This is a genomic window from Bordetella genomosp. 5, assembly GCF_002261475.1.
Lineage (GTDB): Bacteria > Pseudomonadota > Gammaproteobacteria > Burkholderiales > Burkholderiaceae_B > Bordetella.
In genome coordinates this window covers 212,254-228,535 of sequence record NZ_NEVN01000007.1, presented here as the reverse complement: position 1 = coordinate 228,535, position 16,282 = coordinate 212,254, and the positions used below count along the sequence as shown (strand labels likewise).

The 16,282-nt window shown below is 67.4% G+C and carries 17 protein-coding genes; 12 read left to right on the top strand and 5 right to left on the bottom strand.

From position 1 onward, the window contains the following. The first annotated feature begins 80 nt into the window (after positions 1-80). Complete coding sequence (locus tag CEK29_RS13985; protein WP_094800949.1) at positions 81-821, top strand: CoA pyrophosphatase; 741 nt, start codon at positions 81-83, stop codon at positions 819-821. 24 nt (positions 822-845) lie between these two features. Here the strand turns inward: CEK29_RS13985 and otnI are convergent, their stop codons facing one another. The 3 genes from otnI to CEK29_RS13970 form a co-directional block, all read right to left on the bottom strand. After that, positions 846-1,643, bottom strand: a complete 798-nt coding sequence (gene otnI / locus CEK29_RS13980) for a 2-oxo-tetronate isomerase (protein ID WP_094800947.1) — start codon at positions 1,641-1,643, stop codon at positions 846-848. A gap of 118 nt (positions 1,644-1,761) precedes the next feature. Next, entirely contained in the window at positions 1,762-2,664 is a 903-nt protein-coding gene (rsgA, locus tag CEK29_RS13975; RefSeq protein ID WP_094858479.1) for a ribosome small subunit-dependent GTPase A, read from the bottom strand. Further along, positions 2,661-3,926: a M48 family metallopeptidase gene (locus CEK29_RS13970; protein ID WP_094800943.1), complete on the bottom strand. Its 1,266-nt coding sequence runs from the start codon at positions 3,924-3,926 to the stop codon at positions 2,661-2,663. The genes rsgA and CEK29_RS13970 overlap by 4 nt, the downstream gene beginning before the upstream one ends. A gap of 47 nt (positions 3,927-3,973) precedes the next feature. Between CEK29_RS13970 and orn the strand changes: the two genes are divergently transcribed. Further along, positions 3,974-4,519, top strand: a complete 546-nt coding sequence (gene orn / locus CEK29_RS13965; RefSeq protein ID WP_094800941.1) for an oligoribonuclease — start codon at positions 3,974-3,976, stop codon at positions 4,517-4,519. Between the two features lie 81 nt (positions 4,520-4,600). Then, positions 4,601-5,248, top strand: a complete 648-nt coding sequence (locus CEK29_RS13960; protein WP_255176160.1) for an NAD(P)H-hydrate epimerase — start codon at positions 4,601-4,603, stop codon at positions 5,246-5,248. 104 nt (positions 5,249-5,352) lie between these two features. Here the strand turns inward: CEK29_RS13960 and CEK29_RS13955 are convergent, their stop codons facing one another. Both CEK29_RS13955 and paaX read right to left on the bottom strand, forming a co-directional pair. Then, positions 5,353-6,531 (bottom strand): GGDEF domain-containing protein, encoded by a 1,179-nt coding sequence (locus tag CEK29_RS13955; RefSeq protein ID WP_094858544.1) that lies wholly within the window; start codon positions 6,529-6,531, stop codon positions 5,353-5,355. 154 nt (positions 6,532-6,685) lie between these two features. Then, on the bottom strand, positions 6,686-7,636 hold the full coding sequence (gene paaX, locus CEK29_RS13950; RefSeq protein WP_094800939.1) for a phenylacetic acid degradation operon negative regulatory protein PaaX: 951 nt from the start codon (positions 7,634-7,636) through the stop codon (positions 6,686-6,688). Positions 7,637-7,876: 240 nt separating this feature from the next. Between paaX and paaA the strand changes: the two genes are divergently transcribed. From paaA to paaK, 9 genes are all read left to right on the top strand, one after another. Further along, positions 7,877-8,866 carry a 1,2-phenylacetyl-CoA epoxidase subunit PaaA gene (gene paaA, locus CEK29_RS13945; RefSeq protein ID WP_094800937.1) on the top strand — a complete coding sequence of 330 codons (990 nt, stop codon included), beginning with the start codon at positions 7,877-7,879 and terminating at the stop codon, positions 8,864-8,866. 133 nt (positions 8,867-8,999) lie between these two features. Next, on the top strand, positions 9,000-9,284 hold the full coding sequence (gene paaB / locus CEK29_RS13940; RefSeq protein ID WP_094800935.1) for a 1,2-phenylacetyl-CoA epoxidase subunit PaaB: 285 nt from the start codon (positions 9,000-9,002) through the stop codon (positions 9,282-9,284). An 11-nt stretch (positions 9,285-9,295) separates the two neighbouring features. Next, positions 9,296-10,060 carry a 1,2-phenylacetyl-CoA epoxidase subunit PaaC gene (gene paaC / locus CEK29_RS13935; protein WP_094858478.1) on the top strand — a complete coding sequence of 255 codons (765 nt, stop codon included), beginning with the start codon at positions 9,296-9,298 and terminating at the stop codon, positions 10,058-10,060. Next, positions 10,054-10,578 (top strand): 1,2-phenylacetyl-CoA epoxidase subunit PaaD, encoded by a 525-nt coding sequence (gene paaD, locus CEK29_RS13930; protein ID WP_094858477.1) that lies wholly within the window; start codon positions 10,054-10,056, stop codon positions 10,576-10,578. The genes paaC and paaD overlap by 7 nt, the downstream gene beginning before the upstream one ends. A 13-nt stretch (positions 10,579-10,591) precedes the next feature. Beyond that, a complete protein-coding gene (gene paaE, locus CEK29_RS13925) occupies positions 10,592-11,680 on the top strand; it encodes a 1,2-phenylacetyl-CoA epoxidase subunit PaaE (protein ID WP_094800929.1) in 1,089 nt (362 codons plus the stop codon). An 81-nt stretch (positions 11,681-11,761) separates the two neighbouring features. Next, a complete protein-coding gene (paaN, locus tag CEK29_RS13920) occupies positions 11,762-13,426 on the top strand; it encodes a phenylacetic acid degradation protein PaaN (protein WP_094858476.1) in 1,665 nt (554 codons plus the stop codon). 11 nt (positions 13,427-13,437) lie between these two features. Beyond that, a complete protein-coding gene (gene paaG / locus CEK29_RS13915; RefSeq protein ID WP_094800925.1) occupies positions 13,438-14,226 on the top strand; it encodes a 2-(1,2-epoxy-1,2-dihydrophenyl)acetyl-CoA isomerase PaaG in 789 nt (262 codons plus the stop codon). Next, a complete protein-coding gene (gene paaI, locus CEK29_RS13910) occupies positions 14,226-14,690 on the top strand; it encodes a hydroxyphenylacetyl-CoA thioesterase PaaI (RefSeq protein ID WP_094801173.1) in 465 nt (154 codons plus the stop codon). The genes paaG and paaI overlap by 1 nt, the downstream gene beginning before the upstream one ends. Before the next feature lie 67 nt (positions 14,691-14,757). Beyond that, positions 14,758-16,071 carry a phenylacetate--CoA ligase PaaK gene (gene paaK / locus CEK29_RS13905; protein WP_094858475.1) on the top strand — a complete coding sequence of 438 codons (1,314 nt, stop codon included), beginning with the start codon at positions 14,758-14,760 and terminating at the stop codon, positions 16,069-16,071. Positions 16,072-16,282 lie beyond the last annotated feature (211 nt).

The following is a 16,282-nucleotide window of genomic DNA, read 5'->3' as shown; positions in this document are numbered from 1 at the left end:
CATCCCCGAACGGTTTTCCGGGTTAAAAGAAAGGCACCTGCAGGTCACTGCACGGTGCCTTTTTTGTATTTGTTGGGACTATGCCCGAATCCAATCCGCCGCGGGCCCGCCGTCCGGCAGTGCGTCCGCTCTTCGACCCGATGGCACAACCCTGGCAGCCCGCCGATCGCGGCCTGTCGGCCTTGCCCGCATCGGTGCTGACGCCCGAGCGGCTGCGCGACCAACTGCGGCGGCCTGAGTTCGCGAGCGGCCGCTGGACGCTCGATCCGCTCAACCTCGAGGTCGATCCCTATCCGGGCCGCGACGGAGCGCCCGTGCTGGCGGCCGTGTTGATCCCGATGATGATGCGCCCCGAGGGCGTCAGCGTGATGCTGACCCAGCGCGCGGCGCATCTGCATGACCACGCGGGGCAGATCAGTTTTCCGGGCGGCCGGGTCGAGACCAGCGATGGCACGCCGGTCGCGGCGGCGCTGCGCGAGGCCGAAGAAGAAACCGGCCTGCCTGTCGACCGCGTCGAAGTCCTGGGCAGCATGCCCGACTACCTGACCTCGACCGGCTTTTCGATCACGCCCGTGGTGTCGCTGGTCCGCACGGACTTCGCGCCGTCCATCGACACCTTCGAAGTCGCCGAGCTCTTCGAAGTGCCACTGTCGTTTCTGATGGACCCGGCCAACCACCGGCTCTACCAGGCGCAGCTGCCCGATGGCCGCGTGCGCCAGTACTACGCCATGCCGTTCGGCGACCGCTTCATCTGGGGCGCCACGGCGGGCATTCTGCGTAACCTCTACCGCACCCTCGCGCACGGGCCCGCCGGCGCCTGAGCCTCTGGACGGGCCGCGCCCGTTTCAGTGCGACGAGGCGCGGCGGGCGGCGTGCAGCCAGCCCAGACCAGCGCGGGTGTCGGCGCGGGGCCGATATTCGCAGCCCACCCAGCCGTTGTAGCCCAGCTCGTCCAGGATCTGGAACAGATAGCGGTAGTTCAGCTCGCCGTGGTCGGGTTCCTGGCGCAGCGGCACGCCCGCGATCTGCACGTGACCGACGCGCCCCTGCGGGATATAGGTGCGCAGCCGGGTGCTGACGTCGCCTTCGACGATCTGGCAGTGATACAGATCCATCTGCACCTTGACGTTGTCGGCGCCGGTGGCGGCGGCGATGTCGTGCGCGACCTGCTGATGATTGAGGTAGTAGCCCGGAATGTCACGGGTGTTGATCGGCTCGATCATGATGTCGACATTCATGGCCGCGGCCTGCTCGGCCGCGTAGGCCAGATTCTCGATGTAGGTGCCGCGCACGGCCGCGGGATCGGCGTCCGCCGGCGGGCAGCCGGCCATCACGTGAATGCGCGGGCACAGCAGCACCGCGGCGTAGTCGAGTGCCTGGTCCAGGCCGGCCCGGAAATCATCCACGCGGCCCGGCAGGCAGGCCAGCCCGCGTTCGCCGCGCTCGGCGTCGCCCGGCGGCGTGTTGAACAGCACGACTTCGAGATCCGACGCGTTCAACTGCGCCTGCCAGGTGCGGGCAGGGTGCGCATAGGGAAACTGCATCTCGACGGCGCGGAAGCCGTCGCGCGCGGCCGCGGTGCAGCGTTCGGGCAATTCCAATTCCCCATACATGGTGGTCAGATTGGCGGCAAAACGAGGCATTGCAACAGTCCTCTGAGGCATGGCCGCGGCCCGGCATGGCGGGCGCGGTCCTTATGACATATGTCTCATAACGAGACGCGCATGGCCTCCAGTGTAGCGCCCGTGCGCAAGCGACTTGTCAGTACCGGTGACGAGTCGCTTCGTTTTCGGCCAGGAGCCGTTCGTAGAGCGCGTAGCGGCTCGGGTCGATCTTGCCGGCCGACAGGGCCGCCACCACGCCGCAGCCGGGTTCGTGCCGATGCGTGCAGTTGTAGAACCGGCAGCTTTCGATGTGCGGCTGGAACTCCGGGAAGCCGCGCAGGATGTCCTCGCCGCTCAGGTGCTGCAGGCCGAAGGCCTGGAATCCGGGCGAGTCGATCAGGTCGCCGCCCGGCGCGGGCAGGTGATAGAGCCGGGTGCTGGTGGTCGTGTGCCGGCCCATGTCGAGCGCGGTCGAGTGCTCGCGCGTGGCCGCGCGGGCATCGGGGATCAGGCTGTTGAGCAGGGTCGACTTGCCCATGCCGCTCTGGCCCAGCAGCAGGTTGACGCGGCCGGTCAGCCGCGGCGCGAGCAGTTCGCGCACGCTGTCGTGATCCTGCGCGCACAGCTCCACCACCGGCACGCCCAGCGCCTGGATCGGCGCCAGCCGCGCGCGGGCGGCGGGCAGGCCGGCGACCAGGTCGATCTTGTTCAGGATGATGAGCGGCTCGATCCCGGCGCTCCAGGCGCCGGTCAGGGCCCGCCCGGTCAGGTCATCGGAAAACGTGGGCTCGACCGCGATCACGATCAGGAGCTGATCCACATTCGCGGCGAACTGCTTCGAGCGCATTTCGTCGGAGCGGAACAGCAGATTGCGCCGCGGCAGGACGGCGTCGATCGCGCCTTCGTCCTTGCCTTGCGGTGAAATGCGCACGAGATCGCCCACGGCCGGGCCGGTTTTCTTGCCGCGCGGGAAGCACTTGCGCACGCTGCCATCGGGCAGCTCCACCGTGTAATGGCGGCCGTGCGCCGCGATGATGCGGCCTTCGAGCGCGCCCGTCATGCGGCCGCCAGCAAGTGGCGGATCCGGATCGCGGCCGGAGGGTGGCTGTCGTAGAAGGCCGAGTGCACCGGGTCGGGGGTGAGGGTGGCGGCGTTGTCGTCGTAGAGCTTGACCAGGGCCGAGATCAGGTACGCGGGCGAGCTCTGGCCCGCCGCATAGCGGTCGGCCTCGAACTCGTCGCGGCGCGAAAACCAGCTTGCGAGGGGGGTGAACATGAAAGTGAAAACCGGAATGACCAGGAAGAAGAGAATCAGCGCCATCGCGTCGTTGCGGGCGCCCAGTTGCGGCAGCACGCCCAGGCCCACGTAGAACCAGGGTTGATTGGCCAGCCAGCCGAGCACCGCGAAGAAGGCGAGCGCCATCACGATGCTGATCGCATGGCGGCGCACGATGTGGCGGCGCGCGAAGTGACCGAGCTCGTGCGCGAGCACCGCTTCGATCTCGTCGGCGTTGAGCTTGTTGAGCAGGGTGTCGAAGAACACGATGCGGCGGGTGCGGCCAAAGCCGGTGAAATAGGCGTTGCCGTGGCCCGAGCGGCGCGAGCCGTCCATCACGAACATGCCATTGACCGTGAAGCCGCAGCGCTCGCCCAGCGCGCGGATGCGGCCGGCCAGCTGCGCGTCGGTCAGGGGCGTGAACTTGTTGAACATTGGCGCGATCACGACCGGCGCGATGTAGTTGATCAGCAGCTGGAACGCGCTCCAGACCACCCAGGCCCACAGCCACCACAGCGATCCCGCGCTGGCCATCAGCCACAGGATGGCGGCCGCCAGCGGCAGGCCCAGCGCCATGCTGAGCACGATGCCCTTCACCATGTCGGCCGCGAACAGCCCGGGGGTCATGCGATTGAAGCCGAAGCGCGCCTCCAGGCGGAACTGGCGATACAGCGTGAACGGCAGGCTCAGCAGCCCCAGCACCAGCAGCAGGGCCACCAGCAGGCCCAGCTGGCGCAGCATGTCGTGATCGGTGAGCGAGCTCACCAGCAGGTCGAGCGCCTGCAGCCCGCCCATCAGGGTGAGCGCAATCAACACGACCGCGTCGAACACCCGCTCGAGCATGCCCAGGCGGATGCGCGCCACGGTGTAGTCGGCGGCGCGCTGATGGCTGGTGAGGCTGATGCGCTGCGCGAACTCGTCGGGGACGGCGCCCCGGTGGGCGGCTACGTGCCGGATCTGGCGCGCGGCCAGCCACAAGCGCAGACCGGTATCGGCCAGCAGCAACACGACGAACAGGACAGCAAAGGCGGAGGCGGCGTCTGGCACGGGTCTGGTATGCGAAAATCGCGGTTTTACACAGCAAACGAAATTATATGGCTGCCAACGAAAACCGCCTGGTCTGGCTCGATATGGAAATGACCGGGCTCGATCCCGAGAAAGAACGCATCATCGAGGTGGCGGTGGTGGTCACCGAGCCCGATCTTACCGTGGTCGCCGAAGGCCCGGTGCTGGTGATCCATCAGCCCGACAGCCTGCTCGACGCCATGGACAACTGGAACAAGTCCACGCACGGCAAGAGCGGCCTGATCGACAAGGTGCGCGCGTCCACCCTGACCGAAGCCGAGGCCGAGGCCCAGCTGATCGCCTTCCTGGCGCAGCACGTGCCGGCGGGCAAGTCGCCCCTGTGCGGCAACACGATCAGCCAGGACCGCCGCTTCATGTTCGCGTACATGCCCGAGCTCGAGCGCTTCTTCCACTACCGCAACCTCGACGTCAGCACCCTCAAGGAGCTGGCCCGCCGCTGGTCGCCCGCGCTCCTGAAGGGCTTCGAGAAAAAGAGCCGCCACGAGGCGCTGGCGGACATCTACGAGTCGATCGACGAGCTCAAGTACTACCGCGAGCATTTCCTCAAGGTGTAAAACCCGGCGGGTGACGCGGGGTCCCGGCGTGCATTACGCTGGGACATCTCGTTTGCACAGGCGGCACCCGCCGTTCTCCCCGTGAGTTCATTTCTGCTCGATGGCATCCGGCGCGCCGAAGCGCAGGCCCGCGCCGAAGGCCTGGACCTGATGGCGCGCGCCGGACGCGCCGCCGCCGATTTCATCGCGGCCCGCCATGGCCCCGAAACCCACGTGCTCGCGTTGGCCGGCCCCGGCAACAACGGGGGCGATGCGCTGGTTGCCGCCACCTGGCTGAGCCGCTGGGGCTACGAGACCCAGGTCGTGATGCTGAGCGATCCGGCGGCGCTGCCGGCCGACGCCGCGCACGCCTACGCGGGCTGGCGCGCGGCCGGGGGCATCGAAGATCGTGCACTGCCGCTGCGGGCGCCGCAGGTCGTGATCGACGGGCTCTTCGGCATCGGGCTGAACCGCAAGCTTTCCGCCCAGTGGCAGGCCGCGGTCGATGCCGTCAACGCCTGGCAGGTGCCCGTCCTGGCACTGGACATCCCCAGCGGAATCTCCGCCGTCAATGGCGCGGCGCTCGGTCAGCCGGTGCGGGCGCGCTGGACCCTGTCGTTCATCGCCACGTCACCCGGCCTCGCTCAGGGCGCCGGACGGCTCGCCGCGGGCGAAACCCATCTCGACACGCTGGGGCTCGAGCCCGACTGGCTGTCGCGCGCGTTCGCCGCGCCGGACACGGCCGCCTGACCTCTGCCCGGGGCGCGCGAGGCTCGCCACCCCCGCCGCGCGGGCGCGCGCCCACGCCCGCTCACGTCAGGCAGCCGGCAGTGCAAAGCGTAGGGGATCAGGGATCAGGCCGCGACGGAGCCGCGTTCGGGCGAGGAGGCCAGCTCGAGCCGGTTGCCGCCCTGCGATTTGGCGCGGTAGAGCGCGTGGTCGGCGGCCGCCAGCGCCTCGACCAGCGACGGGGCGCGATCGTCGAATTGCGCCAGACCGATGCTCACGGTGGCCGACAGGCCGTTCTGCCGCACATGCAGCGCGCTCGTCTGCGAGAAGCGCGCGATGATCGCCTCGCCCAGCATCTGGGCTCGGCGCGCGTCGTCGCCCGTCAGCAGGCCGGCGAACTCTTCGCCGCCCATGCGCGCCAGGATGGCGTTCGGACCGAACACGCCCTGGGCGATGTCGGCAAACGACTTCAAGACCTCGTCGCCCGCCTGATGGCCATATCGATCGTTGATGGCCTTGAAGCGATCCAGATCGAAGGCCAGCACGGCGATCGGCGAACGGGCCGCGGTGGCCTCGAGCGCGGCCACGCCCTGTTCGAAGAACCAGCGCCGATTGCCCAGCCGCGTCAGGTAGTCGGTCTGCGACTCGCGCAGCAGATGGCCATGCGACTCGTCGCGGATGAGCTTGAGCAGGGTCATCGGCAGCACGACCGAATACAGCACCCCCTCGTAAACCGTGATCTTGCTGGCCAGTGACTGGATCGCCTGACCCTGTTCGCCCACCAGCCAGGGCAGCACCAGCGCCCGGCCGGCGTAACACAGCGCGTGGATGCTGCTCAGGGCCACGACGATATAGCGCGACTGCATCGACTTCATGGCGTCGCAACGCAGCATGGCCCAGGCGGTCAGGCCGCTGGCGAGCGCGATCGGGATCGAGCTGAGGTAATTCCAGATCACTTCCTGGTAGCGCACGCCGCCGATGAGCCAGGTGAGCGCCATCACGGCGAGCAGGGCGAGCGAAATGCGTTTGTGCGTGCGCCCGCTCAGCGAGGCCACACCCGTGAAGATGAGCAGATAGCCCGACAGCACGGTGAGGTTGGCGATGGCCGAGCCGAGGGCGCCGGGAAAGTCGCGCCGGATCAGCGCCAGCGCGCAGCCGGCGGCCAGCGTCGCAAACCCGGCGGACAGAATCCGCAGGGACAGGCTGCGCTTGGGATTGGACCTGTGCTCCCAGAATGTCATGCCTGCACTGGCGAGCAGGGTTCCGACTGCGAGTAGGTAAAGAGTGATGAGGTCGACGTACATCCAGGACGTAAAGGCATTGCGCCGATACATCGCGGCGGCGGTCTGATTTTACGTGGAAAACTTGACAGCGGCATGCTGCGAACAGCCCTTATAAAAGGGCCAGTGCGAGCCGCTGACGCGCCGGTGCGCGGGCCTGCGCCGCCTGCCGCGCCGCTCAGCCGGGCAGGGTGCCCGGGCGCCCGCCGAAGCGCGCCATGATCTCCGGCGATAGCGGACGATAGCCGGCGTTCTCGCGTCCGGCGACCGTGTCCAGATGGGCTTCGGAGGCGTCGAACAGACGCCAGTAGAGCCGCCGGCACATTTCGCGTGCCGGAATGCCCGGCCATTGAGCCGGCAGCATCGGCATCGGCAACTGCGGATCGTGCAACACGATCCGGCGCCAGTGGTGCAGCAACAGCACGCGCAGGGCGAAGGCCTGGGCCGGTTCGGCCGCGTCCGGTGCGTCGAGCAGGGTTTCGAGCGGGCCGAAATGACGGATGAACAGGCGGTATTGCTCCGCCACGGCGTCGAGATTCCAGCACTGCGGCGCCAGGCTGGCGATGGGCAACCCGCCCGCGCCGGCGAGATCGCGGGCCGACAGCACCAGCGCGCGGTCGGGAATGCCGAGCTTCTCGAGGATGTCGTGGGCCGCGCGGGCCTCGGTGGCCGGATGGGCGAACAGGCCCGGCGCGACCAGCGCGAATCCCTCCCACTCGAGCTCGCGCCGCAGTTCCGCGCGTTCGGCCAGGCCGTTGCCGCCGGTGCGCGGCAGCGCCACCAGCGTCCACTCGCCGCTCCACTCGGAGGCCGGGCCTTCGTAGATGCGCTGCGACGCGCGCGCCGTGTTGCGTTGCCCCTGTTCGGACATCAGATACAGGCTGCGGCGCCCGTGGCGTTCGGAATGCAGCCAACCCTGTGACACCAGCCGGAACACGCTCGTGCGCAGCAGCCGTTCGTTGATGCCGACCGGGGCGAGCAGCTCGATCAGATCGCCCAGCCAGATGGCGCCGCCGTGCGGACCCAGCGCGTCGCCCAGCAGGCTCACGCACAGCGACTTGGCGCGCGGCGGGTCCTGCTTGAGGAGCTTGGCGATGAAGCGGTCCATCGGGTCGGAAAGGGTGGCCATATCAGCGAATGGGGTCGGATCAGGGTAAATCCCAGGTCGCGCAGCCGCGCTGGTTGTGCAGCGCTAAGCTCCTGTGACACAAGGAAAAAATCGCGGGTGCGACATGATACATAAATCCGACGTGATACAGAAATCGGTTTGACAATGGTTTTTCTGTATTAAATAATGGATCTATGAGAGCGGACTGCGCCCGGGCTGCCGCACTGGCCCCGGGATCGCCGCCGCGCAAGGAGACAAACCATGTACGCTCAATTGGTCGAGACCGGCGTCAAGCAGGTCAAAGGCGTGGATCAGCTCACCGGCCCCGAAGCGGCCTTCCAGAAGCGCATCGACGACGGCGTGCGCATCGAGGCCAAGGACTGGATGCCCGATGCCTACCGCAAGACGCTCGTGCGCCAGATTTCGCAGCACGCGCATTCCGAGATCGTCGGCATGCTGCCCGAAGGCAACTGGATCACCCGCGCGCCCAGCCTCAAGCGCAAGGCCATCCTGCTCGCCAAGGTGCAGGACGAAGCCGGTCACGGGCTGTATCTCTACAGCGCCGCCGAAACGCTCGGCGTCTCGCGCGACGACCTGATCGACGACCTGCACAGCGGCAAGGCCAAGTACTCCAGCATCTTCAATTACCCGACGCTGTCGTGGGCCGACATCGGCATGATCGGCTGGCTGGTCGACGGCTCGGCCATCATCAACCAGATCCCGCTGTGCCGCTGTTCCTATGGCCCCTACGCCCGCGCGATGGTGCGGGTCTGTAAGGAGGAGTCGTTCCACCAGCGCCAGGGCTACGACCTGCTGATCGAGATGTGCCTGAACGGCACGCCCGAACAAAAGGCCATGTGCCAGGAAGCCTTCAACCGCTGGTGGTGGCCCGCGTTGATGATGTTCGGCCCGTCCGATGCCGACTCGCCCAACAGCGCGCAGTCGATGCAATGGAAGATCAAGCTCTTCACCAACGACGAGCTGCGCCAGAAGATGGTCGACCAGACCGTGCCGCAGGCCGAGTACCTGGGCCTGAAGGTGCCCGATCCCGATCTCAAATGGAACGCCGAGCGCGGCCACTATGACTTCGGCGAGATCGACTGGTCGGAGTTCTATGCGGTGATCAAGGGCAACGGCCCCTGCAACCGCGACCGCCTCGCCGCGCGCGTCAAGGCCCACGAAGACGGCGCCTGGGTGCGCGACGGCCTGTCCGCCTACGCCGACAAGCAGGCCCGCCGCAAGGCCGCCTGAGGCGAGCGGCCTGCCGGTAGGGGCTTCCAAGCCCGGCGCCGGCGGCCACGCCACCCGATCCCCGATTCCGATATCGCCCCTAGCCCTTACGCCCTCGCGCGCGGCCGCCGCCGCGCCGGGCCGGAGACGCATCATGAGCAAAGAATGGCCCCTCTGGGAAGTGTTCATCCGCAGCCAGCACGGTCTGGCGCACAAGCACGTCGGCAGCCTGCACGCGCCCGACGCCGAGATGGCGATCAACCATGCGCGCGACGTCTACACGCGGCGTAATGAAGGCCTGAGCATCTGGGTCGTGCGCGCCGCCGACATCGTGGCGAGCAGCCCGAGCGACAAAGAGCCGCTGTTCGAGCCGGCCAACAGCAAGGTCTACCGCCATCCCACGTTCTTCCCGATGCCGGAAGAAATCAAGCACATGTGAGCGTGGGCACCATGGACAAGAATCTGTTCGAGTTCGCGCTGCGCATGGGCGACACCACGCTGGTGCTGTCGCAGCGTCTGTCTGAATGGACCGGCCACGGGCCCGTCCTCGAAGAAGACCTGGCCCTCACCAACACCGCGCTCGACCTGCTCGGTCAGGCCCGCATGTGGCTGAGTCTGGCCGCCGAGATCGAGGGCGCGGGCCGCGACGAGGACCAGCTCGCCTACCTGCGCGACGCGCATCAATTCCGCAATCCGCTGCTCGTCGAACGCGAAAACGGCCACTATGGCGACACCATGGCGCGCCAGTTCCTGTTCGACGTCTGGCACTACTTCCTGCTCGAGCGGCTGGTCCAGTCGAGCGACGAGCGCGTGGCGGCAATCGCCGCCAAGGCGCAAAAGGAAGTCACGTATCACGTGCGCCGCTCGTCCGACCTGGTCGTGCGGCTCGGCGACGGCACCGACGAAAGCCACCGCCGCATGCAGGACGCGCTCGACGCCATCTGGCCGTACAGCGGCGAGCTGTTCGTCGACGACGCGGTCGACACGGACCTCGCGGCCCGCGGCATCGGCTGTGAGCTCGCCGCGCTGCGCCAGCCCTGGCTCGCGCATGTGAGCGAGGTGCTCGACGAAGCCACGCTGACGCAGCCGTCCGAAGAAGCCGCCTTCCATCCCGCGCATCGCGGCGGCCGCATCGGGCGGCACACCGAGGCGCTGGGCTTTCTGCTGGCCGAAATGCAGCACCTGCCGCGTGCCTACCCCGGAGCCAAATGGTGAATACGTCCGCGCCCGCCACGCCTGTTTCCGTCGAACCCGCCCAGGTCATGACCTGGCTGCAGGAAGTGCCCGATCCCGAAATTCCGGTGCTGTCGGTGGTGGATCTGGGCGTGGTGCGCGAGGTGCGTTTCGAGGAGGCCGCCTGCGTGGTCACGATCACGCCGACGTATTCCGGTTGTCCGGCGATGCGCGAGATCAGCGAAGACATCACGCGCACCCTGCAGGCCCATGGTCTAGACGAGGTGCGCATCGAGACGCGCCTGTCGCCCGCCTGGACCACGGACTGGATGACCGAACGCGGCCGCACGGCGCTCAAGGGCTACGGCATCGCCGCGCCCGCCGAGCGCGCGATCGATATTTCGGGCATCAGCCGCCGTCACGCGGCGCCCGCCATCGCCTGTCCCCGCTGCGGCTCGCACAACACCCGTCTGGTCAGCCATTTCGGTTCGACCTCGTGCAAGGCGCTCTATCGCTGCGCCGCCTGCCACGAGCCTTTCGATTATTTCAAGCCTCACTGAAGCTGGTGACATCATGAGCCAGAACCAATTCCATACGCTCAAGGTCGCATCGGTCGCACGCAACACGCGCGACGCGGTGGTCGTGACCTTCGATCTGCCGCCGGACCTGCGCGACGATTTTTCGTTCCGGCCCGGCCAGTACCTGACGCTGCGCACGAGCCTGGACGGCGAAGAAGTGCGCCGCTCGTACTCGATCTGTTCCGCGCCGACCGACGGCGTGCTGCGCGTCGCGATCAAGAAGGTCGACGAGGGCGTGTTCTCGAGCTGGGCCAATCACGAGTTGCAGCCCGGCCAGACCCTCGAAGTGATGGCCCCCGCCGGTAATTTCACGGTGGACTTCGCGCCCGGCAACAAGCGCCACTACGTGGCATTCGCGGTCGGCAGCGGCATCACCCCGGTATTCTCGCTCGTCAAGACGGCGCTGTCCACCGAGCCCGACAGCCGCTTCACGCTGTTCTTCGGCAACCGCGCGTCGTCGTCGGTGCTGTTCCGCGAAGAGATCGAAGACCTGAAAAACCGCTACATGGAGCGTTTTTCGCTGGTCTACATCATGAGCCGCGAAACCCAGGACATCGAGCTCTTCAACGGTCGTCTCGACGGCGAGAAGGTCGAGCAGCTCATGCGGGCCTGGATGAGCCCCGACGACATCGACTATGCCTTCGTCTGTGGTCCGCAGACCATGATCGAAAGCGTGGTCGAGCACCTGCAGGCCCGCGGCCTCGAAAAGAGCCAGATCAAGTTCGAGCTGTTCGGCGCGCCCAAGGGCCCGCGTGCGCTGCGCACCGGCCGCGAGGCGCCCACGGCGCCGGGCAAGGGCCAATGCGAAGTCACCGTCGTGCAGGACGGCCACAGCCGCACCTTCACGATCGACAAGAACAAGGACAGCGTGCTCGACGCCGCGCTGGCCCAGGGCGTGGAGCTGCCTTACTCGTGCAAGGGGGGCGTGTGCTCCACCTGCCGTTGCAAGGTGGTGGAGGGCGAGGTCGACATGGATGCGAACTTCGCGCTCGAAGACTATGAAGTGGCGCGCGGCTTCGTGCTGAGCTGCCAGAGCTTTCCGGTCAGCGACCGGCTGGTACTGGATTTCGACCAGGAAACCTGAGTCGTCGATGTCCGTATCCGGCCCGGTCCGGCTGCCGTTTCATTCCTATTTGCGAATCTCAAAAATATATCGGAGAACAGCGTGTCCAACGATTTCTTTGAACGCCACCGTCCCTTGCTCGACCAGGCCGTGAAGGCCGCCGCCGAACGCGGCTATTGGAGCCCGTTCGCCGAATCCCCCAGCCCGCGCAACTACGGCGAGACCGCCGCGGCCGATGGCCAGGCCGCGTTCGAGGCGCTGCGCGGCAAGCCGTTCGCGCTCGAGCAGAACGGTGCCGAGGGCCAGGTGGGTGGCGAGGTGTCGCCGTTCGGCTTCGCGCTCGACATCACCTATCCCAAGCTCTCCGCCGCCAAGCTCGTGGCCAATGCCCAGAAGGCGCTGCAGGAATGGCGCCGCGCCGGTCCGCAGGTATGGGTGGGCGTGTCGCTCGAAATCCTGTCGCGCCTGAACCGCAAGAGTTTCGAGATCGCCCATGCCGTGCAGCACACGACGGGTCAGGGTTTCATGATGGCGTTCCAGGCGGGCGGCCCGCACGCCCAGGACCGCGGCGTCGAGGCCGTGGCCTACGCCTGGCAGGAAATGGCCCGCATCCCCGGCGTGGCGCTGTGGGAAAAGCCGCAGGGCAAGAGTGATCCGATCAAGATGGAGAAGCACTTCACCGTGGTGCCGCGCGGCGTGGCCCTGGTGATCGGCTGCTCGACCTTCCCGACCTGGAACGGCTATCCCGGCCTGTTCGCCAGCCTGGCCACCGGCAACACCGTGATCGTCAAGCCGCATCCCGGCGCGATCCTGCCGCTCGCGATCACCGTGCAGGTGGCGCGCGAGGTGCTGGCCGAAGCGGGCTTCGATCCCGATGTGGTGCAACTGGCCGCGCACGCCGCGGGCGACGACACCGCGCAGACGCTGGCGCTGGATCCTGCCGTCAAGCTGATCGACTTCACCGGCAGCAGCGCCAACGGCGACTGGCTCGAGCAGAATGCGCGCCAGGCCCAGGTCTACACCGAGAAGGCCGGCGTCAACCAGGTCATCATCGATTCGGCCGACGACCTGAAGGGCGTGGCGCGCAACCTGGCGTTCTCGCTGGCGCTCTACTCGGGCCAGATGTGCACGGCGCCGCAAAACATCTACGTGCCGCGCGGCGGCATCGACACGGCCGAAGGCCACAAGAGCTTCGACGAGGTGGTCGCGGCCCTGGGCACGGCCGTCGAAAAGCTCTCGGGCGATGCGGCCAAGGCCGTCGAGCTCACCGGCGCGATCCAGAGCGAGGCCACCGCGGCTCGCATCGACGAAGCCCGCATGCTGGGCCTGCCGGTCGTGGCGGATTCGCGCGAGCTCGAGCATCCGCAGTTCGCGGGCGCCCGCGTGCGTACCCCGCTGATGCTGCGCGCCGAAGCCGGCAACCCCGCCATCGCGCGTGAATGGTTCGGCCCGATCTCCTTCGTGGTCGCGACCGACTCGACCGAGCAGAGCATCGAGATCGCGCGTGACACGGTCAGCCGTCATGGCGCGCTGAGCTTCTCGGCCTACACCACGCGTCCGGAAGTAGCCGAGGCCGTGCAGGACGCGGCCGAAGTGGCGGGCGTGTCGCTCTCGCTCAACCTCACCGGCGCGGTGTTCGTGAACCAGACCGCCGCGTTCAGCGACTTCCACGGCACCGGCGCCAATCCGGCCGCCAACGCCGCGCTGTCGGACACCGCGTTCGTGTCGAACCGCTTCCGCGTGGTGCAGACCCGCCGTCACGTCTGAGGAGCGACACCATGGCCTTCCAGGATATTTTGTTCGAGCTCGACGGCGGCATCGCACGTCTGACGCTCAACCGCCCCGACAAGCTCAACAGCTTCACCGCGCGCATGCACGGCGAAGTGGCAGAAGCCATCACGCGCGTCGAGACCGAAGGCGCGCGGGTGCTCGTGCTGACCGGCGCCGGCCGCGGCTTCTGCGCCGGTCAGGACCTCAGCGAGCGGCGGCCGGCCGCCGACGGATCGCCGCCCGATCTGGGCGAGACCGTCGAGAAGTTCTACGGCCCGCTCGTCAAGCGCCTGCAGGCGTTGCCGCTGCCGGTCGTAGTGGGCGTGAACGGCGTGGCGGCGGGCGCCGGCGCCAACCTGGCATTCGCGGGCGACCTCGTTATCGCCAAGGAATCGGCGAATTTCATCCAGTCGTTCTGCAAGCTCGGCCTGATTCCCGACACCGGCGGCACCTTCGTGCTGCCGCGTCTGGTAGGGCGCGCTCGCGCGCTGGGTCTGGCCCTGCTGGGCGATAAGCTTTCCGCCAAACAGGCGCAGGAGTGGGGCCTGATCTGGCAATGCGTGGCCGACGCCGAGTTCGATGCCACGCTCGACCGTCTGGCGCAGCACTTCGCCAAGGCGCCGACCAAGGGCCTGGCGTTCACCAAGCGCGCGATCCAGCAAAGCCTGCAGAACGATCTGGCGACGCAGCTGGATCTGGAGCGCGACATGATGCGCGAACTCGGCCGCAGCGCCGACTACGCCGAGGGCGTGGCCGCGTTCCTCGACAAGCGCGAACCGTCTTTCAAGGGGCAATGATGAACGCCACCGTAGAGACGGTTCCGACCGATCCGCAGGAGCTGGCCCACGCCGTGCGCACGGCCATGTATGCCGAAGACGCGGCGACGCAGTCGCTCGGCATGGCCGTGACCGACATCGCGCCGGGCTTTGCCCGGCTCACCATGACGATCCGGGCCGACATGCTCAATGGGCACAAGACCTGCCATGGCGGTTTCATTTTCGCGCTGGCCGACAGTGCATTTGCCTTCTCGTGCAACTCGCGCAATGTGGCGACCGTGGCCTCGGGCTGCGTGATCGACTATCTCGCGCCGGGCTTCGAGGGCGACGTGCTCACGGCCGAGGCGCAGGAGCGCTCGCTGGCCGGGCGCACCGGCGTGTACGACGTGACCGTGACCAATCAGCACGGCAAGACCGTGGCGCTGTTCCGCGGCCGCTCGTATCGCATCAAAGGACAAGTGGTGGGCACGCCCGAAGAGGCGTGAGCACTGCCGGACGGAATCAGGATCGTGCGCGCCGCGCGTGCACGCCGCAATTTAGGAGAGAGACACCATGTCCAACACCATGAGCAAGCCGGGGCTGGACCCGATCGAGCATGCCAGCCGCGACGAACTGCAGGCCCTGCAGCTCGAACGCCTCAAGTGGACGCTGAGCCATGCCTACCAGAACGTGCCGCACTACAAGCGCGCGTTCGACGAAAAGGGTGTGCATCCCGACGACCTGAAGCAGTTGTCGGATATTTCGAAGTTTCCGTTCACGACCAAGAAAGACCTGCGCGACAACTACCCTTACGGTATGTTCGCGGTGCCGCGCGAGCGCGTGTCGCGCATTCATGCCTCGAGCGGTACCACGGGCAAGCCGACGGTGGTGGGCTACACCGCGCGCGACCTCGACAACTGGGCCAATCTCGTGGCGCGCTCGATCCGTGCGGCCGGCGGCAAGCCGGGCGACATCGTGCATGTGGCCTATGGCTATGGCCTCTTCACGGGTGGCCTGGGCGCGCATTACGGTGCCGAGCGCCTGGGTTGCACGGTGATCCCGATGTCGGGCGGGCAGACCGAAAAGCAGGTGCAGCTGATCAACGATTTCCGTCCGGACATCATCATGGTCACGCCCTCCTATTTCTGCAATATTCTGGAAGAGCAGCGCCGCCAGGGCATTGATCCGCGTCAAACGTCGCTGCGCATCGGTATCTTCGGCGCCGAGCCCTGGACCGGTCAGATGCGCGCCGACATCGAGAACGAAGCCGCGATCGACGCGGTCGACATCTACGGTCTGTCCGAGGTGATGGGCCCGGGCGTGGCGAGCGAGTGCGTCGAGACCAAGGATGGCCCGGTGGTCTGGGAAGACCACTTCTACGCCGAGATCATCAACCCGGAAACGGGCGAGCCGGTGGCCGATGGCGAGCAGGGCGAGCTGGTGTTCACCTCGCTCACCAAAGAGGCGATGCCCATCATTCGCTACCGTACCCGCGACCTCACCCGTCTGCTGGCCCCGACCTCGCGCAGCATGCGCCGCATCGGCAAGATCACGGGCCGCAGCGACGACATGCTGATCGTGCGCGGCGTGAACCTGTTCCCGACGCAGGTCGAGGAGCTGGTGCTCAAGATCGCGCAGCTCGCGCCGCACTATCAGCTGGTGCTGTCGCGCAGCGGCAATCTCGACGAACTCGAGATCCTCACCGAGCTGCGGCCCGAGTTCGGCGGCCTCTCGGACGACGAGCGCGCCAACGTCGGCAAGCAATTGCAGCATGCCGTGAAGTCCTACATCGGCGTGTCGGCTCGCGTGCAGGTGGCCGAGGCGGGTTTCGTCGAGCGCACCCTGACGGGCAAGGCCCGCCGCGTGATCGACAAACGCCCCCGCTGACTGTGATGCGTAGCGTCCGCCGCTGGCGCGGGCGCTTCACGCTGCTTCGCTTTCATGATGCTGCCCCGTGCCCCGCACGGGGCTTTTTTTCGTCCCGGCGGCAGCGTGGCGTCCCCGCCGATGATCGGCCAGCGCTCCCCGGAGGGCGCGGCGGCACGAGCGCGCTGCCGCGTCCGATGAGCGAACACAATCGCCAGTGAGGCCTGTCTCA